Source organism: Pseudomonas sp. 18058 (genome assembly GCF_902706155.1).
Classification (GTDB): Bacteria; Pseudomonadota; Gammaproteobacteria; order Pseudomonadales; family Pseudomonadaceae; genus Aquipseudomonas; species Aquipseudomonas rustica.
Genome location: NZ_CACSJY010000024.1, coordinates 71611 through 91024, shown reverse-complemented (window position 1 = coordinate 91024; position 19414 = coordinate 71611). Strand labels below are relative to the sequence as shown.

Here is a 19414-nt window from a genome sequence, read left to right as displayed (position 1 = left end):
GTATCTGTGACAAATGTTTGTCTGATACACCGCTTTCGCGAGCAAGCCCGCTCCCACAGGGGATTTCAGGTGTTAGGAAGATCAGGCCAGTTCCAGCCAGATCGGCGCATGGTCGGACGGCTTTTCCATCCCGCGCAATTCATAATCCACGCCCGCCGCCTTCACCCGCGGCAACAAACCATGCGACGCCAGAATCACATCAATGCGCAGCCCGCGCTTCGGCTCATCTTCAAAACCACGGCTGCGGTAATCGAACCAGCTGAACATGTCGGTCACGTCCGGGTTGAGGTGGCGATAGCTGTCGGTCAGGCCCCAATTCTTCAGGCGCGCCATCCACTCGCGCTCTTCCGGCAGGAAGCTGCATTTGCCGGTTTTCAGCCAGCGCTTCATGTTGTCCGGGCCGATGCCGATGTCGCAGTCTTCCGGGGAAATGTTCACATCGCCCATCACCACAACCGGTTGTTCGTTGTGGAACTGGCTTTCCAGCAGCGCTTGCAAGTCGCTGTAGAAACGCTGCTTGGCGGGGAATTTGGTCGGGTGGTCGCGGCTTTCGCCCTGTGGGAAATAGCCGTTCATGATCGTCACCGGCACGCCATTGGCGTCGGCGAAGGTGCCCCAGATAAAGCGCCGCTGGGCGTCTTCGTCGTCGGTGGCGAAACCCTTGTGAATGGCGATCGGTTCCTGACGCGACAACATCGCTACGCCGTAATGGCCTTTCTGCCCGTGGAAGTACACGTGGTAGCCGAGGGCGCGGACTTCTTCGAGCGGGAACTGGTCGTCGTGGACTTTGGTTTCCTGCAGGCCGATCACGTCCGGCTGGTGTTTTTCGATCAGCGCTGCCAGCTGATGCGGACGGGCGCGCAGTCCGTTGATGTTGAAGGAAACGATCTTCATGGTCGGCAGTCCTGGCAAAAGGGCGATGCTAGCTGACATGGGGGAGATGGGCCAGTGTGGGAGAAATCATTTTTGGCTGTGGGATTTGTGTCGCCTTTGAGGGCCTCTTCGCGAGCAAGCCCGCTCCCACACGGGAATGCATTCCAAATGTAGGAGCGGGCTTGCTCGCGAAGAGGCCAGCAAAATCGATGAAGATCCCGAGTTGGTCTATACCTGTGGGGAACTGTGCCAACGCCAAAAGGTTCGTACCAACAAGAGCGCCGCCATTTGACGCGCCCCGGGGAGAATCACTGTCATGCCTGAAACCCAGACCGCCATCGCCGACATTCATATGCTCGACCGCGGTTATTCCCGCGAAGCCCGATCGCTGCTTTATCAGGCCTACCGCCACGAACCGACCTTCGGCTACCTGTTCGAAGCCGAGCGCCCAGGCTACGAACAACGCGTACGCGCCACCGTGCGTGAATTGGTCAAACAACATTTCCTCCAGGAGTTGCCGGCCATCGGCCTGTTGGTCAACGACCGCTTGATCGGCATCGCCCTGATCGCGCCACCGCAACGACGCTTGGGCATCACCGAAAGTTGGGCCTGGCGCCTGCGCATGGTGCTCAGCACCGGTTTCCGTTGCACCCGCCGCTATCTCGAATACCACGACGCGGTTTCCGCGTGCGTGCCGACCGAGTCAGTGCACATGCTGCCGCTGCTGGGCATTCATCCGCAGTTCCAGGGCAAACACTTTGGCGAGCAACTGCTGACCGCCGTGCACAACTGGTGCGCCGTCGATGAAACTTCGCAAGGCGTGGTGCTCGACACCGGCAATCCACGTTATCTGGAATTCTATAAAAGGCAGGGTTACGAGGAGATCGGCGAGGTTGCCGTCGGCCCGGTGCGAGAACACGTATTTTTCCACGCCAATCCGCAAGTGTTACAAACGGCGACTGCTTAAGCGTCGAACTTTTCGGGACAAGTCTTGATCTATCACGCTCCCAAGCTCGTGATAGCATCCGCGCCTATGAAGTTTCCAGGAAGATTTACCAGTGGCGTGCTCATGCTGTTATCCAGCTGCGCGGCGCTGGCGCAAAGTGAATTGGATGTGCGGATCAAACCGTCCAACGATGAACTGAAGGCCAATATAGAAGGCTATATCGGCAGCCTCGGTGACCGTGACGAAGAAGCCTTGCTGCGCTTCAGTCGCGGTGCCGAAGAGCAGGCGCGCAAAGCGGCCCAGGCGTTGGGCTACTACCAGCCGCAGATTGAAAGTGACGTGAAGGGCGGCGAAAAACCGCGCCTGGTGCTGAACATCGATCCCGGCGAACCGATTCGTCTGCGCAACGTCACCATCCGCGTTGACGGCCCGGCTGCCTCCCTCAAATCCTTTCGTGTTCCGAAAAGCGACGTGCTCAAGTCCGGCGCGGTGCTCAATCATGGGCGTTATGAAGACGCCAAAAGAATTATTCAGAATCAGGCTTCACGCTTCGGTTTCTTTAGCGGCCACTTCACCAGCCAAAAACTCCTGGTCGACCCGCGCGCGGGTGTCGCCGATGTTGAGTTGATCTACGACAGCGGCCCGCGTTACGCGCTGGGCCGCGTCAAATTCGAAGGCGACACGCCGTTCGACGAAGACCTGCTGCAACGCATGGTGCCGTTCAAGGAAGGCGAGCCGTACGACTCGGAGCTGATCGCCGAACTCAACCGCGACCTGCAATCGAGCGGCTATTTCGAAGGCGTGCGCGTCGATGCCGCACCGACTGCCGCGAAGAATGATGTGATCCCGGTCGACGTCAAACTCGACACGCGCAAACCGCGCACCATGGGCCTCGGCCTTGGTTATTCGACCGACGTCGGCCCACGTATCAAAGCCAACTGGACGCGTCATTGGGTCAACCCGCAGGGCGACAGTTATGGCTGGGAGGCCGAACTCTCGGCGCCACGGCAAAACGTCGGGCTGTTCTACGACATCCCGCTCGACCCGCCACTGACCGACAAACTGCGCTGGGCCGGCGGTTATCAATTTGAAGACATCGACGGTTCCGACACGTTGAGCAAGCTGCTGACCTTCGGCCCGGAATGGCACAGCAAATTGCCGAGCGGCTGGCAGCGGGTGATCTCGCTGAAATGGCAGCGCGAAGAGTACGAACTCGGTGACGACTCAGGCCTGAGTACTTTGCTGATGCCCGGCATCAGCTACTCGTACCTGAAAAGCGACAACCGCATCGACCCGCACAACGGCTATCGCCTGAGCTTCGAAAGCAAAGTGGCGAAAGAAGGCCTCGGTTCCGATAACAACCTTCTATATGGCACCGCGCTGGTCAAAGGCCTGACCACGGTGTTCGACAAACACCGCTTGCTCGGTCGCGTGCAGGTCGGCGGCAGCGCCACCAACGGCTATAAATCGGTGCCGCCATCGCTGCGCTTCTTCGCCGGTGGCGATCAGAGCGTGCGCGGTTACGACTACCAGAGCCTGTCCCCGGAAAACTCCGAGGGCGATCGCATCGGTGGCCGTTACATGGTCGCCGGCAGCGTCGAATACCAATACTCGATCGCCGAGAAATGGCGGGTGGCGACCTTCGTCGATCAGGGCAACTCTTTCAATAAACTCGAACTGCCGAACCTCAAGACCGGGGTCGGTATTGGTGTGCGCTGGGTCTCGCCGGTCGGGCCTATCCGCCTCGATCTGGCCCATGCACTCGACGACGATGGCGGCATCCGGCTGCACTTTTCCATGGGGCCTGAGCTGTGAAGCGTGGTTTGAAAATAACGGCACTCACGCTATTGGCGCTGGTGTTGTTGATTGTATTGAGCGTCGCCACGGTGCTCGGCACGCAGGCCGGCAGCCGTTGGGTGTTGGGTCTGGTGCCGGGCCTCAGCGTCGAGAATTTTCAGGGTCGCCTCGGCGGTCAGTGGAGCGCCGATCATCTGCTCTGGCAGCAAGACACCAGCCGCGTCGAGCTGAACAAGGCGATCTTCGCCTGGTCACCGCTGTGCCTGACGCGCATGACGTTGTGCATCGAACAGCTCAAGGCTGATCAGGTCATCCTGCAATTTCCGCCGAGTGAAGAAACCACTGAAAGCGGCCCGATCAAACTGCCGGATCTGCAATTGCCGGTGGCCATCGAGCTGGGCGACGTGCAAGTTGGTAGCCTGCTGTTCAACGGCAGCGAGCAACTCAAGGGCTTGCAACTGGCGGCGCACTGGACGGCGCAGGGCATGCAGATTGAAAGCATCAAATTGCAGCGCGACGACCTCAGCCTGAACCTGTCCGGCACCCTCGCGCCGAGCGGTAACTGGCCGCTGAACATCGCCGGTGACCTGACGTTGCCATCGCCGGATAAGGGCCCATGGACGCTGGCGCTAAAAATCGACGGCGACCTGCTGAAAACCCTCAACCTGCACGCCGACAGTCGTGGCTACCTCGACGGCCAATTGAACGGCGAGTTGCAACCACTGGTGGAAAACCTGCCGGCCAAGCTGCGCATCACCAGCGACGCGTTCAAACCGAGCGCGGATCTGCCGGACACCCTTCAACTCAATCAACTGCTGCTGACCGCCGAAGGCGACCTGAAAAACGGTTACCAGTTAAACGGCAACGCTGCGCTGCCCGCCGATAAAGGCCCGGTGGCGCTGCTGCTCAAAGGCAAAGTTGACGCCAACGGCGCGCAAATCGCCGGCCTCGACCTGAGCGCCAACGACAAGCAAAGCCTCAAACTCACCGGCAGCGTCGACTGGAGCAAAGGCCTCACGGCCCAAGCCAACATCAATTGGCAGGATTTCCCGTGGCACCGGCTCTATAACGAAATCGACGAGCCGCAAGTCGCTTTGCGTACCTTCACTGGCGAAGTCTCCTACACCGACGGCCAATACCTCGGCAACTTCGCCGCCGCACTGGATGGCCCGGCGGGCGCGTTCACTCTGAGCAGTCCGTTCAGCGGCAACCTGAAACAGATCGCTTTGCCGCAACTGAAAATGGAAGCGGGGCAGGGCAAGGCTGAAGGGCACGTCAACGTGCAGTTCGCCGACGGCATCGCCTGGGACACGGCGCTCGATCTGTCGGCGCTGAACCCGGCGTACTGGGTCGCCGAGTTGCCGGGCACCTTGGCCGGGCCGCTGAAAAGCAAAGGCGAGATGAAAAACCAGCGCCTGAGCCTGACCGCTGACCTCGACCTCAAAGGCAAACTGCGCGGGCAACCGGCGATCCTGCAAGCCAAGGCCGACGGCGCTGGCGAACAGTGGAACCTGAATGCCCTGCAAATCCGCCTCGGCGACAACAGCATCAACGGCAAGGGCAGTCTGCAACAGAAACTCACCGGGCAGATCGACATCAAACTGGCGCGTCTGGCCCAGCTCTGGCCAGAACTGCGCGGGCAGATTAATGGCCGCGTCGACGTCGCCGGCACGCTGAAAGCCCCGCAGGGCAAACTCGGTCTGCAAGGTTCACAACTGGCGTTCCAGGATAATCGCCTGCAAAGCCTCAACCTCGACGCCACCCTCGACAGTGCGCAACGGGCGAAAATCGACCTCAAGGGCAGTGGCATTCAGGCCGGTGATACGTCTTTGGGCACGCTGACCGCCAGCGCTCAAGGCGACATCAAGAGCCAGAAACTCAGCCTCGACCTGCTCGGGCCGAAGCTGAAACTGGCCCTCGGTCTCGACGGCAATCTGGACAAGGGCAACTGGCGCGGCCGTTTGGCCAGCGGTGATATTCAGGCCGGTGGCCAGGACTGGAAGCTGCAAAACCCGGCCAAACTCGAACGTCTGGCTGACGGCAAAATCAACTTCGGCGCGCATTGCTGGCTGTCCGGCAATGCCAGCCTGTGCGGTGAAGACCAACGGCTGATGCCGGAGCCGAAACTGCGCTACCACCTCAAGCAGTTCCCGATTGAAAGCCTCGCGCAATGGTTGCCAAAAGACTTCGCCTGGCAGGGCAAGCTCAATGCCGATCTGCAACTGGACTTGCCGGCGAGCGGCCCGAACGGTGTGATCAGCGTCGATGCCAGCGGTGGCACTTTGCGCATGAAAGAAAAGGATCAGTGGCTGGACTTCCCGTACCAGACGCTCAAGCTCACCAGCAAACTCACACCGAAGCGCGTCGACACCGACCTCAATTTCGTCGGCGGCAAGCTCGGCGAACTGATGGTGCAGGCGCAGCTCAACCCGCTGCCGAAAAACAAACCGCTGAGCGGCTCGTTCCGCCTCACCGGTCTGGATCTGTCGGTGGCGCGGCCGTTTGTGCCGATGGTCGAGAAACTCACTGGGCGCCTGAACGGCAGCGGCACGATTTCCGGTGGCCTGCTGGCGCCGCTGGTCAACGGCACGGTGCAACTCAGTGACGGCGAAATGTCCGGCGCCGAGTTGCCGATGGAGCTGCAAGATCTGCAACTCACCGCATTGATCGCCGGTGAATCGGTGCGTCTGGACGGCGGCTGGAAAAGCGGCAAGAGCGGGCAGGGCAGCTTGAACGGTAACGTCGCCTGGGGTCAGGCGCTGGTGGTCGATCTGGCGCTGAAAGGCACGCAGTTGCCGGTCACTGTCGAACCGTACGCCAAACTCGAAATGGCGCCGGATCTGAAAATTTCCATGGCCGGCGATGAGCTGAAAATCGCCGGTAAAGTGCGGGTGCCGAAAGGCGAAATCACCGTGCGTGAACTGCCGCCATCGACGGTGAAAGTCTCTGACGACACGATCATCGTCGGCGCGCAGACCGAAGAGGGCAAACCGCCGATGGCCATGAAAATGGACATCGACGTGGAGGTTGGCGACGACAAACTCGCCTTCGCCGGATTTGGCCTGACCGCTAATGTGCAGGGGCATGTGCACATCGGCGACAACATGGACACCCGTGGCGAGCTGTGGCTCAACGATGGCAAATACAGTGCTTACGGTCAGCGCCTGTCCGTGCGGCGTGCGCGCCTGCTGTTCGCCGGGCCCATCGATCAGCCATACCTGGACATCGAAGCGATTCGCCAGACCGACGACGTGATCGCCGGTATCCGCCTGAGCGGCAGCGCCGAACAGCCGACCACGCAGATCTTCTCCGAACCGGCGATGAGCCAGGAGCAGGCGCTGTCCTATCTGGTACTCGGCCGTCCGCTGAGTACCAACGGCGAAGACAACAACATGCTCGCGCAAGCGGCGTTGGGGTTGGGCTTGATGGGCAGCGCCGGGGTGACCAGCAGCCTGGCCAAGGATCTCGGGATTCAGGATTTCCAGCTCGACACAGCGGGCAGCGGCGATGCCACCAGCGTGGTGGCCAGCGGCAACATTACCGAGAAGCTCAGTTTGCGTTATGGCGTTGGCGTGTTTGAACCGGCCAGCACCATTGCCTTGCGCTACAAGCTGAGCAAAAAAGTCTACGTCGAAGCGGCGAGTGGCGTCGCGAGTTCGCTGGATATCTTCTACAAGCGCGATTTCTAGACCACGCTCCCTCCTAGACCGAGTCGCTTCCTTCGCGAGCAAGCCCGCTCCCACAGGGGATCTCCAACAGACACAAAATTTGCGTCGAACGGAGATCCAGTGTGGGAGCGGGCTTGCTCGCGAAGGCGTCCGCGCGGGCAGCACAAAAACCAAGCCGCGAGTTGGCTGGATATCTTCTACAAGCGCGATTTCTAACCGAGCTCCCTCCAAAACCGAGTCGCACCCTTCGCGAGCAAGCTCGCTCCCACAGGGGATCTCCAACAGACGCAAAATTTGCATCGAACGGAGATCCAGTGTGGGAGCGGGCTTGCTCGCGAAGGCGTCCGCGCAGGCAGCACAAAGACCAAGCCATATCTTCTACAAGCGCGATTTCTAGACCGCGCTTCCTCCTAAACCGAGTTGTACCCTTCGCGAGCAAGCCCGCTCCCACAGGGGATCTCCAACAGACGCAAAATTTGCGTCGAACTGAGATCCAGTGTGGGAGCGGGCTTGCTCGCGAAGGCGTCCGCACGGGGCAACACAAAAACCAAGCCCACTGGTCAACTAATTGCTAAGCAACCTAACTATTGCGTTGACATTCGCTGCCTAGGCAGTAACATCTCGACATACATTCACTGCCTAGGCAGTTATTAGGTGAGCAAATGAAGCATTTCACCCCGGACGAATTCAAACACTGCCATCTCGGCCTGTTGCTTGGCCGTGCTGCGCTGCTCAAAGACCGGATCATCGACACCCACATGGAACCCCACGGCATCACCGCCGCGCAGTTCAAGGTGTTGATCATCATGGCCCAGTACGGCGTCGATACCCCGGCCGAACTGTGCCGGCATCTGTCGCTCGACAGCGGTTCGATGACGCGCATGCTCGATCGTCTGGAGCAGAAAGGTTTTCTGGCTCGCCAACGCAGCGAAGGCGACCGCCGTCAGGTGCAACTGACCCTGACCGAGCAAGGCCAGTTACTGGCCGATCGCCTGCCGCACATCGGCGCCAACGCGATGAATGAACTGGCGGGCGCCGTCACTCCGGACGAGTTGAAGACCCTGGAATACATCCTCAAGAAAATCCTGCTGGCAGCCGGTGACCCGATCACTATCCAGCGGTTAGGTGAACACAATGAGCGGTAAAACCTTGCGCAGCAGCCTGACGCTGGTGCTGTCGGCGATGATCCTCGCCGGTTGCGCCAACTACAGCGGCCTCGACACTCAAGGCCAGAACCTTGATGCGAAAAACCTGAAAGTCGGCCAGTCCCTCAACGGCGTGACCCTGTCGCCAGCTGCATGGCCGAAAAGCGATTGGTGGACCAGCCTCGGCGATCCGCAACTCGACGGCTTGATCCGCGAAGCCCTGCACGACAGCCCGGACATGCAGATCGCCGCAGCGCGCGCCCACCAGGCCAGCGCCGCCGCCTATGCCGCCGATGCCGAACGCTATCCGACCCTCGACGCCAGCGCCGGCATCAGCCGCTCGCGCCTGGCCAAGGATCAGGATCCGCTGGGGCAGGGCGATGCCTACGCCACCGTGCGTAATGTCAGCGCCGGTTTCAATTACAACTTCGATCTGTGGGGCGGCCAGCGCGATGCCTGGGAAGCGGCACTCGGTCAGGCCCGCGCCGCCGAAGTCGATCGTCAGGCGGCACAGTTGACCCTCGCTGCCGACGTCGCTCGCGCTTACAGCGATCTCGGTCAGGCGCACATCGTTTATGACCTGTCCAACGACGACCTCAAACGCACCAAACAAATGCTCGACTTGAGCCAGCGTCGCCTGAGCGCCGGGATCGACAGCCAGTATCAATACCAACAAACGCAAAGTCTGGAAGCCACTTCTGAGGCCAACCTGATCGACGCGGAAAAGCGCCTGAACAGCGCCAAAATTGCGCTGGCCGTACTGCTCGGCAAAGGCCCGGATCGCGGCAATGAAATTGCCCGGCCGAAAGTCCTGCAAGCCAGTGCCGTCGCAGTGCCGTCGGTATTGCCCGCCGAGCTGCTGGGTCGTCGTCCGGATCTGGTCGCCGCACGCTGGCGTGTAGAAGCGGCGAGCAAAGACATCGACTCGGCGAAAACCCGCTTCTATCCCAACTTGAACCTGTCGGCCTCGGCCGGTGCCGAATCTTTGTTGGGTGACGCGATGTTTGGCTCGGCCAGTCGCTTCTTCAACATTGCCCCGACCATTTCGGTGCCGATCTTCGACGGCGGACGCCTGCGCGCCAACCTCGACGCGCGCGACGCCGATTACGATCTGGCAGTGGCGCAGTACAACAAAAATCTGGTGCAAGCACTGGGCGATGTCAGCGACACGATCAACCAGTTGCGTGATATCGGCCGGCAGATCGGCGCGCAGCAACACGCCACCGAGATTGCTCAGGATTCTTACAACACCGTCGTCCAGCGTTACGGTTCCGGCATCGGCAACTACCTGGACGTGCTCAGCATCGAGCAGCAACTGCTGCAGGCCCAGCGCCAACTGGCCAACCTCAATGCCGAGCAGATCGACCTGTCGATTCAACTGATGCAAGCGCTGGGCGGCGGCTTCCAGGGGCAGACCCTGAGCGCAGCCAACGCCACCCCAGCCACGCCGCACAACTAATTCAAGGTAATTGTCATGGCCACTGCCGAAAACACTCAAGCTCAAGACAACACCCCGGACAACGGCAACCCGCGCAAACGCAAAGTGATGCTGGTGGTGCTGGCCGTTGTCGTCCTGCTCGCCTGCGCTGGCGTGTGGGCGTATCACGAGTTCATCGGGCGCTTTAACGAAAGCACCGACGATGCCTACGTCAACGGCAATGTCGTGGAAATCACGCCGCTGGTCACCGGCACTGTGGTCAGCATCGGTGCTGACGACGGTGATCTGGTGCACGAAGGTCAGGTGCTGATCAACTTCGACCCGAACGACGCGGAAGTCGGCCTGCAAAGTGCGCAAGCGAAACTGGCGCGCACCGTGCGTCAGGTGCGCGGTCTGTACAGCAACGTGGATGGCATGAAAGCCCAGGTCAACGCGCAACAGGCCGAAGTTCAGAAAGCCCAGGACAACTTCAATCGCCGGAAGAACCTTGCCGCTGGCGGCGCGATTTCTCAGGAAGAACTGTCCCACGCTCGCGACGACCTGACCTCGGCGCAAAACGCCTTGGCCAATGCCAAACAGCAATTGAAAACCACCAGCGCGCTGGTCGATGACACCGTGGTCTCCTCGCACCCGGACGTGATGCAAGCCGCCGCTGAATTGCGTCAGGCTTACCTGACCAACGCGCGCAGCACCTTGATCGCGCCGGTCACTGGTTACGTGGCCAAGCGCACCGTGCAACTCGGTCAGCGTGTGCAACCGGGTACTGCGCTGATGGCGGTGATTCCGCTGGATCAACTGTGGATCGACGCCAACTTCAAGGAAACCCAACTGCGCGATATGCGCATCGGTCAGCCGGTGGATATCGAATCCGATGTGTACGGCAGCGATGTGAAATACAGCGGCACCGTCGACAGCCTCGGCGCCGGTACCGGTAGTGCGTTTGCGCTGCTGCCTGCGCAGAACGCCACGGGTAACTGGATCAAGATCGTTCAGCGTGTGCCGGTGCGCATCCACATCAACGCCGAAGAACTGGCCAAGCACCCGCTGCGCGTTGGTCTGTCGACCAACGTTGAAGTGAACCTGCACGACCAGAGCGGCCCGATGCTGGCGCAGCAGCCACCGCAAAAGGCCTCGTTCACCACCAATATCTACGATCAGCAACTGGCCGACGCCGACGCGATGATCGCGCAACTGATCCACGACAACAGCGCTGCGGCGAGAAAAACCGCGCAACGCTGATACGTCCCCCTGTGGGAACAGGCTTGGGGATCCAGGTTTTACCTGTGGCCAGGGATTTGTCTGAGGAAAAGGAATTACCTGTTGAGTGGGGATTTATTGTGGTGAGGGGATTTATCCCCGATGGGTCGCGGAGCGGCCCTGCTTTTGATTCAGAAAAGACGGGACTGCTGCGCAGTCCATCGGGGATAAATCCCCTCGCCACAATGAATTCACTCTCCACCATAAATTCTCAGGCCACAGAAAATTTTCATTACCACAAAGATTGCTTCCCACAGGGCTGCTGCATCTGTAACAGATGCGGCGCTAATCAGGTTCCAAAGGATTCACAATGAGCAATAACGCTTCTTTCACGCCGCCCAGCCTGTTGCTCAGCACCATCGGTCTGTCGCTGGCGACGTTCATGCAAGTGCTCGACACCACCATCGCCAACGTGGCGCTGCCGACGATTTCCGGCAACCTCGGGGTGAGTTCGGAGCAGGGCACTTGGGTGATCACTTCGTTTGCCGTGAGTAACGCGATTGCGCTGCCGTTGACCGGTTGGCTCAGTCGGCGTTTCGGCGAGGTGAAACTGTTTCTCTGGGCGACGATTCTGTTCGTGCTGGCCTCGTTTCTCTGCGGTATCTCGACGTCGATGCCGGAACTGATCGGCTTCCGCGTCCTGCAAGGCCTGGTCGCCGGGCCGCTCTATCCGATGACGCAAACCCTGTTGATCGCGGTCTATCCCCCCGCGAAGCGAGGCATGGCCCTCGCGTTATTGGCGATGGTCACGGTGGTCGCGCCGATTGCAGGCCCCATTCTCGGTGGCTGGATTACTGACAGCTACAGCTGGCCGTGGATCTTTTTCATCAACGTGCCAATCGGGATTTTTGCGGTGATGGTGGTGCGTTCGCAACTGGCCAAGCGGCCGGTGGAAACCAGCCGTCAGCCGATGGACTACGTCGGTCTGATCACGCTGATCATCGGCGTCGGCGCCTTGCAGGTGATCCTCGACAAGGGCAACGACCTCGACTGGTTTGAGTCGAATTTCATCATCATCGGCGCGGCGATTTCCGTGGTGGCGCTGGCGGTGTTCGTGATCTGGGAAATGACTGACCGCCACCCGGTGGTGAATCTGCGGCTGTTCGCTTACCGCAACTTCCGCATCGGCACGCTGGTGCTGGTGTTGGGTTATGCCGGGTTCTTCGGCATCAACCTGATCCTGCCGCAGTGGTTGCAGACGCAAATGGGCTACACCGCGACCTGGGCCGGTCTGGCCGTGGCGCCGATCGGGATTCTGCCGGTGCTGCTGTCGCCGTTTGTCGGCAAGTACGCTCACAAGTTCGACTTGCGGTTACTCGCCGGCATCGCGTTTTTGGCGATTGGCTTGAGCTGCTTCATGCGCGCCGAGTTCACCAACGAAGTCGATTTCCAGCATATCGCGCTGGTGCAACTGTTCATGGGCATTGGCGTGGCGCTGTTCTTTATGCCGACCCTGAGCATTCTGATGTCGGACTTGCCACCAAACCAGATCGCCGACGGCGCCGGTCTTGCCACCTTCCTGCGGACGTTGGGCGGCAGCTTCGCGGCTTCGCTGACTACTTGGATCTGGATTCGTCGGGCTGACCAGCATCATGCGTATATGAGCGAGAGCATCAGCACGTATGAACCGGCGACGCGGGAGGCGCTGAACCAGTTGGGCGGGGCGAGCAACCCGGCGTATGCGCAGCTGGATCATGTGCTGACCAGTCAGGCGTACATGTTGTCGACCGTGGATTACTTCACGCTGCTGGGGTGGGGGTTTATGGGGTTGATTTTGATTGTGTGGCTGGCGAAGCCGCCGTTTGCCGCGAAGGCAGGGCCTGCCGCTTCGGGGCACTGAGGTCAAAAGCCCCTCACCCTAACCCTCTCCCGGAGGGAGAGGGGACTGACCGAGATGGATGTTTGAACTACACCGACTTGCAATACCGAGTCGAACTCAGGTTTTGAAAAGCCCACAAATCGGCTCCCTCTCCCTCGGGAGAGGGTTGGGGTGAGGGGGTGGCGATCTTCAGCCGTGCGGCAATGCCAGCGGTGGGGCGAAATCGAACGGCGCCAACGCATAGCCGCTCTCATCCACCTGCAACGCCCAACCCTGGCGATCCCAATCCCCCAGCACAATCCGCTTCGCCGCTTCATCACCAATCTGCAACTTGTGAATCGCCGGGCGATGGGTGTGGCCGTGGATCAGGGTTTTCACCCCAAACTCCTGCATGATCCGCGGAATCTCCTCCGGCGTGACATCAACAATGTCATTGGCCTTCATCCGCGTCTGCGCCTTGCTCTCGCTGCGCAGTTTGCGCGCCAGTTTATGGCGGCTGCTCAGTGGCAGGTTGCGCAGGATAAACAGCGTGAGCGGATTGCGCAGGTAGCGGCGCAGCTTCATATAGCCGACGTCGCGGGTGCAGAGGCTGTCGCCGTGCATCAACAGCACCGGCTCGCCGTAGAACTGCACGACACTCGGATCTTTCAGCAGCGTGCAGCCGGCTTCTTTGCAGAACGCCTTGCCGAGCATGAAGTCGCGATTGCCGTGCATCAGAAAAATCGCCGTGCCGCTGTCGCTCAATTGGCGCAGGGCCTGGCAGATGGAACGCTGGAAGGGCGTCATGGCGTCGTCGCCAATCCACGCTTCAAAGAAGTCGCCAAGAATGTACAACGCACTCGCCGAGCGGGCGCGTCCGGCGAGCAAATCCAGAAACGCCCGGGTGATGTCCGGGCGCTCCTCTTCCAGATGCAAGTCTGAAATCAGCAATATCACGCTTCGATGATCTCGGCTTTCTCGATGATCACGTCGTCTGCTGGTACGTCCTGGTGGCCGGACTTCATGGTGGTCGACACGCCTTTGATCTTGTCGACAACGTCGGTGCCGGCGGTCACTTTACCGAATACCGCGTAACCCCAGCCCTGAGTGTTCTTGCCGCTGTGGTTGAGGAAAGAGTTGTCGGCAACGTTAATGAAGAACTGCGCGGAAGCCGAATGCGGCTCCATGGTGCGGGCCATGGCAACGGTGTACTTGTCGTTGGAAAGACCGTTGTCAGCTTCGTTCTGGATGCTTGGACGCTTGTCTTTCTTTTCTTTCATGCCTGGCTCGAAACCGCCGCCCTGGATCATGAAGTTACCGATGACACGGTGGAAAACAGTGTTTTCGTAGTGACCGGCTTTCACGTACTCGATGAAGTTGGCGACGGTGATCGGCGCCTTGTCAGCGTTCAGTTCGATGACGATGTCGCCATGGTTGGTGGTCAGTTTGACTTGAGTCATGATCGCTTCTCTTTAGAGGAATTCGTGGTTTTGGGACATCGAGCCCCCAAACCGGTTCAGCCAGCGTGGGCCAATATGCGCAGTTTAGCGTGACAGGCGCGAATTTCGAGGCAGTTTTTCAAATCCCGGCGATTAAATGCATGCCTTTATAGGGCCTGCTCTGTCAGCCCCTTGACAGCATCGGCTATGATAGCGGCTTTGTTTTGTCTGGCCCCCACTGCGGCCGCGCACCTGTAAGTCAAGGATCCTATGAGCAAGCCCACTGTCGACCCTACCTCGAATGCCAAGTCCGGCCCCGCCGTGCCGGTCAATTTCCTGCGGCCGATCATCCAGGCAGACCTGGACTCGGGCAAGCACACCCAGATCGTCACGCGTTTCCCGCCTGAGCCCAACGGCTACCTGCACATCGGCCACGCCAAGTCGATCTGCGTGAACTTTGGCCTGGCCCAGGAGTTCGGCGGCGTCACGCACCTGCGTTTCGACGACACCAACCCGGCCAAGGAAGATCAGGAATACATCGACGCGATCGAAGCCGACGTCAAATGGCTGGGCTTCGAATGGTCCGGCGAAGTGCGCTACGCCTCGCAGTATTTCGACCAGTTGCACGATTGGGCCGTTGAGCTGATCAAGGCTGGCAAGGCCTACGTCGACGACCTGACCCCGGAGCAAGCCAAGGAATACCGTGGCAGCCTGACCGAGCCGGGCAAAAACAGCCCGTTCCGCGACCGTTCGGTGGAAGAGAACCTCGACTGGTTCGCCCGCATGCGCGCCGGTGAGTTCCCGGACGGCGCCCGCGTGCTGCGTGCGAAGATCGACATGGCCTCGCCGAACATGAACCTGCGCGACCCGATCATGTACCGCATCCGCCACGCCCATCACCACCAGACCGGCGACAAGTGGTGCATCTACCCGAACTACGACTTCACCCACGGTCAGTCGGACGCCATCGAAGGCATCACCCACTCGATCTGCACCCTGGAATTCGAAAGCCATCGTCCGCTGTACGAGTGGTTCCTCGACGCGCTGCCAGTGCCGGCGCATCCGCGTCAGTACGAGTTCAGCCGTCTGAACCTCAACTACACCATCACCAGCAAGCGCAAGCTCAAGCAACTGGTCGATGAAAAGCACGTGCATGGCTGGGACGATCCACGCATGTCCACGCTGTCGGGTTTCCGCCGCCGTGGCTACACGCCGAAATCGATCCGCAACTTCTGCGAAATGGTCGGCACCAACCGTTCCGACGGCGTGGTTGACTTCGGCATGCTCGAATTCAGCATCCGTGATGACCTCGACCACACTGCGCCGCGTGCCATGTGCGTCCTGCGTCCACTGAAAGTCGTGATCACCAACTACCCGGAAGGCCAGGTCGAAAACCTCGAACTGCCGCGCCACCCGAAAGAAGACATGGGCGTACGCGCGCTGCCGTTCGCCCGGGAAATCTACATCGACCGTGACGACTTCATGGAAGAGCCGCCAAAGGGCTACAAGCGCCTGGAACCGGCCGGCGAAGTGCGTCTGCGCGGTAGCTACGTGATCCGTGCCGATGAAGCGATCAAGGACGCCGACGGCAACATCGTCGAACTGCGTTGCTCGTACGACCCGGAAACACTCGGCAAGAACCCTGAAGGCCGCAAGGTCAAAGGCGTGATCCACTGGGTACCGGCTGCGGCCAGCGTCGAGTGCGAAGTGCGTCTGTACGATCGTCTGTTCCGTTCGGCCAACCCTGAGAAGGCCGAAGACAGCGCAAGTTTCCTCGATAACATCAACCCTGATTCGCTGCAGGTACTCACCGGTTGTCGTGCGGAGCCATCGCTTGGCAATGCACAGCCGGAAGACCGTTTCCAGTTCGAGCGCGAAGGCTACTTCGTCGCCGATTTGAAGGACTCGAAACCAGGTCAGCCGGTATTCAACCGTACCGTGACCCTGCGTGATTCGTGGGGCCAGTGATTCAGCGTCAAGGAAATTAAAAGTGCTGACGATTTACAACACGCTCACCAAGAGCAAACAAGTCTTCAAACCGCTGGATGGCAACAATGTGCGTATGTACGTCTGCGGGATGACCGTGTATGACTACTGCCACATCGGCCATGGCCGCAGCATGGTCGCGTTCGACCTGGTGACCCGCTGGTTGCGCTTCAGCGGTTACAACCTGACGTACGTGCGCAACATCACCGACATTGAAGACAAGATCATCAATCGTGCCCGCGAAAACGGCGAGCCGTACGACGCGCTGACCGAGCGCATGATCACCGCGATGCACGAGGACGAGGCGCGTCTCAACATCCTCAAACCGGACATGGAGCCGCGTGCCACCGATCATATTCCGGGCATGCTGAGCATGATCCAGACCTTGATCGACAAGGGTTACGCCTACGCCCCGGGCAATGGCGACGTGTACTACCGCGTCGCCAAGTTCATGGGCTACGGCAAACTGTCGCGCAAAAAGATCGAAGACCTGCGCATCGGCGCGCGTATTGAAGTCGACGAAGCCAAGCAGGATCCGTTGGACTTCGTGCTGTGGAAAGCCACCAAACCGGGCGAGCCAAGCTGGGAATCGCCGTGGGGCGCCGGGCGTCCGGGCTGGCACATCGAGTGCTCGGTGATGTCCACCTGCTGCCTCGGCGAGACCTTCGACATTCATGGCGGCGGCAGCGACCTTGAGTTCCCGCACCACGAAAACGAAATCGCGCAGAGCGAAGCGGCCACCGGCAAGACCTACGCCAACGCGTGGATGCATTGCGGCATGATTCGCATCAATGGCGAGAAGATGTCCAAGTCCTTGAACAACTTCTTCACCATTCGCGACGTGCTGGAAAAATACCACCCGGAAGTCGTGCGTTACCTGCTGGTGTCGAGCCACTACCGCAGCGCGATCAACTACTCGGAAGACAACCTCAAGGACGCCAAAGGCGCACTCGAGCGTTTCTACCACGCGCTCAAAGGCTTGCCGACCGTTGCACCGGCGGGCGGCGAAGCGTTTGTTGAACGCTTCACTACCGTGATGAACGACGACTTCGGTACCCCGGAAGCGTGCGCGGTGCTGTTTGAGATGGTGCGTGAGATCAACCGCCTGCGTGAGAGCGATCTCGATGCAGCGGCGGGTCTGGCGGCGCGTCTGAAAGAGCTGGCGAGCGTGTTGGGTGTGTTGCAGTTGGAAGCCGATGACTTCTTGCAGGCGGGCGCTGAAGGGCGTGTCGATGCGGCTGAAGTTGATGCGCTGATTGCTGCGCGTCTGGCGGCTCGGGCCGGGAAGGATTGGGCTGAGTCGGACCGGATTCGTGATCAGTTGACGGCGATGGGTGTGGTGTTGGAAGACGGCAAGGGTGGGACTACCTGGCGTTTGGCTGACTGATTGCTTTATTGCTGCAAAACAAAACCCGCCATGTGCGGGTTTTTGTTTGGCCGCGAGAAGAGCCCACCCTAACCCTCTCCCGGAGGGAGAGGGGACTGAATGGGGGATGCTCGCGAGATACGCCGACCTGAGCGTGCTGTACCGAATCCGTAATCGACTGGTTTTGATCGTTCCCACGCTCTGCGTGGGAATGCCTCTTCGGACGCTCCGCGTTCGGTTTTGCAGGGACGCAGAGCGTCCCCGGCTGCATGCCCACGCGGAGCGTGGGAACGATCAAGATCGCAGCCTTCGACAGCTCCTACATGAAATGCGATTCCTGTAGGAGCTGCCGAAGGCTGCGATCTTTTGATCTGTGCTTTTAGCCGAGGTTGCTTTTGCTCTGCGCGTAGGTCTTGATGTCTGACGCAGCCGGATGCTGCGTCGATGACGATTCTGCAACGGAGAAATCATGGCCAATCATTACCGCGAACTGTTCGCGACCCCCGGCGCCACCGGGTTAGTGCTCGCGAGCTCCATCGCGCGGTTGCCGCAGGCGATGATCGGCATTGGCATCATCACCATGCTGGTTCAGCAAACCGGTGTCTACTGGTTGGCCGGAGCAGTCGCCGGCACTTTTACCCTTGCCAATGCACTGCTCGGCCCGCCCATCTCGAAACTGGTTGATCAACATAGCCAGAGCCGCGTGCTGCCGGTCGTGACGGCTTTCAGCATCGTGATGCTGCTGGCGCTGATCATCGCCGTCTACATTCGCGCGCCCGCCGCATGGCTGTTTATTCTGGCGGCTCTGGCGGGGACGATGCCGAGCATGCCGTCGATGATCCGCGCCCGATGGACGCAGCTGTTCCGTGGCAAGCCGCAATTACACACGGCGTTTTCGCTGGACACGGTTCTGACCGAAATGGCCTACATCGTCGGCCCGCCACTGGCAATCGGACTGAGCGTGAGCTTTTTCGCCGAAGCGGGGCCGCTGGTCGCGGTCGGATTGCTGGCCATCGGGGTCACGGCGTTTGTGCTGCAACGCCAGACCGAACCCAAGGTTGTCGTGGGCCACAGCGGTCATGCCGGCTCAACCTTGCTGATCCCTGGCGTCCGCACCATTGTTTTGGCGCTGTTGGCGATGGGCGTTATCGGCGGAGCAATCGATGTCGCCGTCGTCGCGTTCGCCAATGCGCAAGGCTGGCCAGCGTCGGCGACATTCATTCTCGCGGCTTATGCCTTTGGTTCGCTGGTGGCTGGCCTGACGTTCGGGGCGATGAGGGTTTCCCTGGCGATTGAAAAACAGTTCCTGATCGGGATATTGGTCACGGCGTTTACCGGTGTGCTGCCAGTTTTTGCGACGGACGTTTATGTGCTGACCGCAGCGCTGTTTATCGCCGGCATCTCGTTTGCGCCGACGATGGTGGTGGTGATGAAAATGGGCACGATCATTATCCCGCCGTCGCGGATCACCGAGGGGCTGACGTGGATGACCACCGGGATCAGCGTGGGTGTTGCACTCGGCGGCATGCTGGCGGGGATGGTGATCGATGCCTTTGGCGCGCGAGCGGGATTTGCGGTGGCTATTGGTGCGGGTTTGATGATGGTGGTCGTTGTGCTGGTGGGGTTGCGCACATTGGCGGCGGCTTCGGCTGTGCAGGTTGAGCCGGAATTTTTGCCCTCACCCTAGCCCTCTCCCGTAGG

Annotated in this window: 13 protein-coding genes; 10 read left to right on the top strand and 3 right to left on the bottom strand. The window is 60.1% G+C overall.

The genetic code is table 11. From position 1 onward, the window contains the following. Window positions 1–81: 81 nt before the first annotated feature. The gene (gene xthA, locus GVL50_RS15105; protein ID WP_159813941.1) at window positions 82–894 is read right to left on the bottom strand and encodes an exodeoxyribonuclease III; all 813 of its coding nucleotides are present in this window, start codon (window positions 892–894) and stop codon (window positions 82–84) included. A gap of 295 nt (window positions 895–1189) precedes the next feature. Between xthA and GVL50_RS15100 the strand changes: the two genes are divergently transcribed. The 7 genes from GVL50_RS15100 (at window position 1190) to GVL50_RS15070 (ending at window position 12964) form a co-directional block, all read left to right on the top strand. Further along, the gene (locus tag GVL50_RS15100; RefSeq protein ID WP_159813939.1) at window positions 1190–1840 is read left to right on the top strand and encodes an N-acetyltransferase; all 651 of its coding nucleotides are present in this window, start codon (window positions 1190–1192) and stop codon (window positions 1838–1840) included. A 66-nt stretch (window positions 1841–1906) separates the two neighbouring features. Then, window positions 1907–3634 (top strand): autotransporter assembly complex family protein, encoded by a 1728-nt coding sequence (locus GVL50_RS15095; RefSeq protein WP_159813937.1) that lies wholly within the window; start codon window positions 1907–1909, stop codon window positions 3632–3634. Further along, window positions 3631–7305, top strand: a complete 3675-nt coding sequence (locus tag GVL50_RS15090) for a translocation/assembly module TamB domain-containing protein (RefSeq protein WP_159813935.1) — start codon at window positions 3631–3633, stop codon at window positions 7303–7305. The genes GVL50_RS15095 and GVL50_RS15090 overlap by 4 nt, the downstream gene beginning before the upstream one ends. 641 nt (window positions 7306–7946) lie before the next feature. Then, window positions 7947–8429, top strand: coding sequence for a MarR family winged helix-turn-helix transcriptional regulator (locus tag GVL50_RS15085; protein WP_159813933.1), 483 nt, complete (start codon window positions 7947–7949; stop codon window positions 8427–8429). Then, window positions 8419–9888: an efflux transporter outer membrane subunit gene (locus GVL50_RS15080; RefSeq protein WP_159813931.1), complete on the top strand. Its 1470-nt coding sequence runs from the start codon at window positions 8419–8421 to the stop codon at window positions 9886–9888. Before GVL50_RS15085 ends, GVL50_RS15080 begins: the two co-directional genes overlap by 11 nt. Before the next feature lie 15 nt (window positions 9889–9903). Next, complete coding sequence (locus GVL50_RS15075; RefSeq protein ID WP_159813929.1) at window positions 9904–11106, top strand: efflux RND transporter periplasmic adaptor subunit; 1203 nt, start codon at window positions 9904–9906, stop codon at window positions 11104–11106. A gap of 328 nt (window positions 11107–11434) precedes the next feature. Continuing rightward, window positions 11435–12964 carry a DHA2 family efflux MFS transporter permease subunit gene (locus GVL50_RS15070; protein WP_053121684.1) on the top strand — a complete coding sequence of 510 codons (1530 nt, stop codon included), beginning with the start codon at window positions 11435–11437 and terminating at the stop codon, window positions 12962–12964. Window positions 12965–13132: 168 nt separating this feature from the next. Here the strand turns inward: GVL50_RS15070 and lpxH are convergent, their stop codons facing one another. After that, on the bottom strand, window positions 13133–13879 hold the full coding sequence (gene lpxH, locus GVL50_RS15065; protein ID WP_159813927.1) for a UDP-2,3-diacylglucosamine diphosphatase: 747 nt from the start codon (window positions 13877–13879) through the stop codon (window positions 13133–13135). After that, on the bottom strand, window positions 13876–14382 hold the full coding sequence (locus GVL50_RS15060) for a peptidylprolyl isomerase (protein ID WP_053121679.1): 507 nt from the start codon (window positions 14380–14382) through the stop codon (window positions 13876–13878). The genes lpxH and GVL50_RS15060 overlap by 4 nt, the downstream gene beginning before the upstream one ends. Window positions 14383–14631: 249 nt before the next feature. On the opposite strand from GVL50_RS15060, the gene GVL50_RS15055 reads away from it, so the two are divergent. The 3 genes from GVL50_RS15055 (at window position 14632) to GVL50_RS15045 (ending at window position 19400) form a co-directional block, all read left to right on the top strand. After that, window positions 14632–16329, top strand: a complete 1698-nt coding sequence (locus GVL50_RS15055) for a glutamine--tRNA ligase/YqeY domain fusion protein (RefSeq protein WP_008082132.1) — start codon at window positions 14632–14634, stop codon at window positions 16327–16329. A 22-nt stretch (window positions 16330–16351) separates the two neighbouring features. Next, window positions 16352–17734: a cysteine--tRNA ligase gene (gene cysS / locus GVL50_RS15050; RefSeq protein ID WP_159813925.1), complete on the top strand. Its 1383-nt coding sequence runs from the start codon at window positions 16352–16354 to the stop codon at window positions 17732–17734. Between the two features lie 448 nt (window positions 17735–18182). Beyond that, window positions 18183–19400 (top strand): MFS transporter, encoded by a 1218-nt coding sequence (locus GVL50_RS15045; protein WP_159813923.1) that lies wholly within the window; start codon window positions 18183–18185, stop codon window positions 19398–19400. Window positions 19401–19414 lie beyond the last annotated feature (14 nt).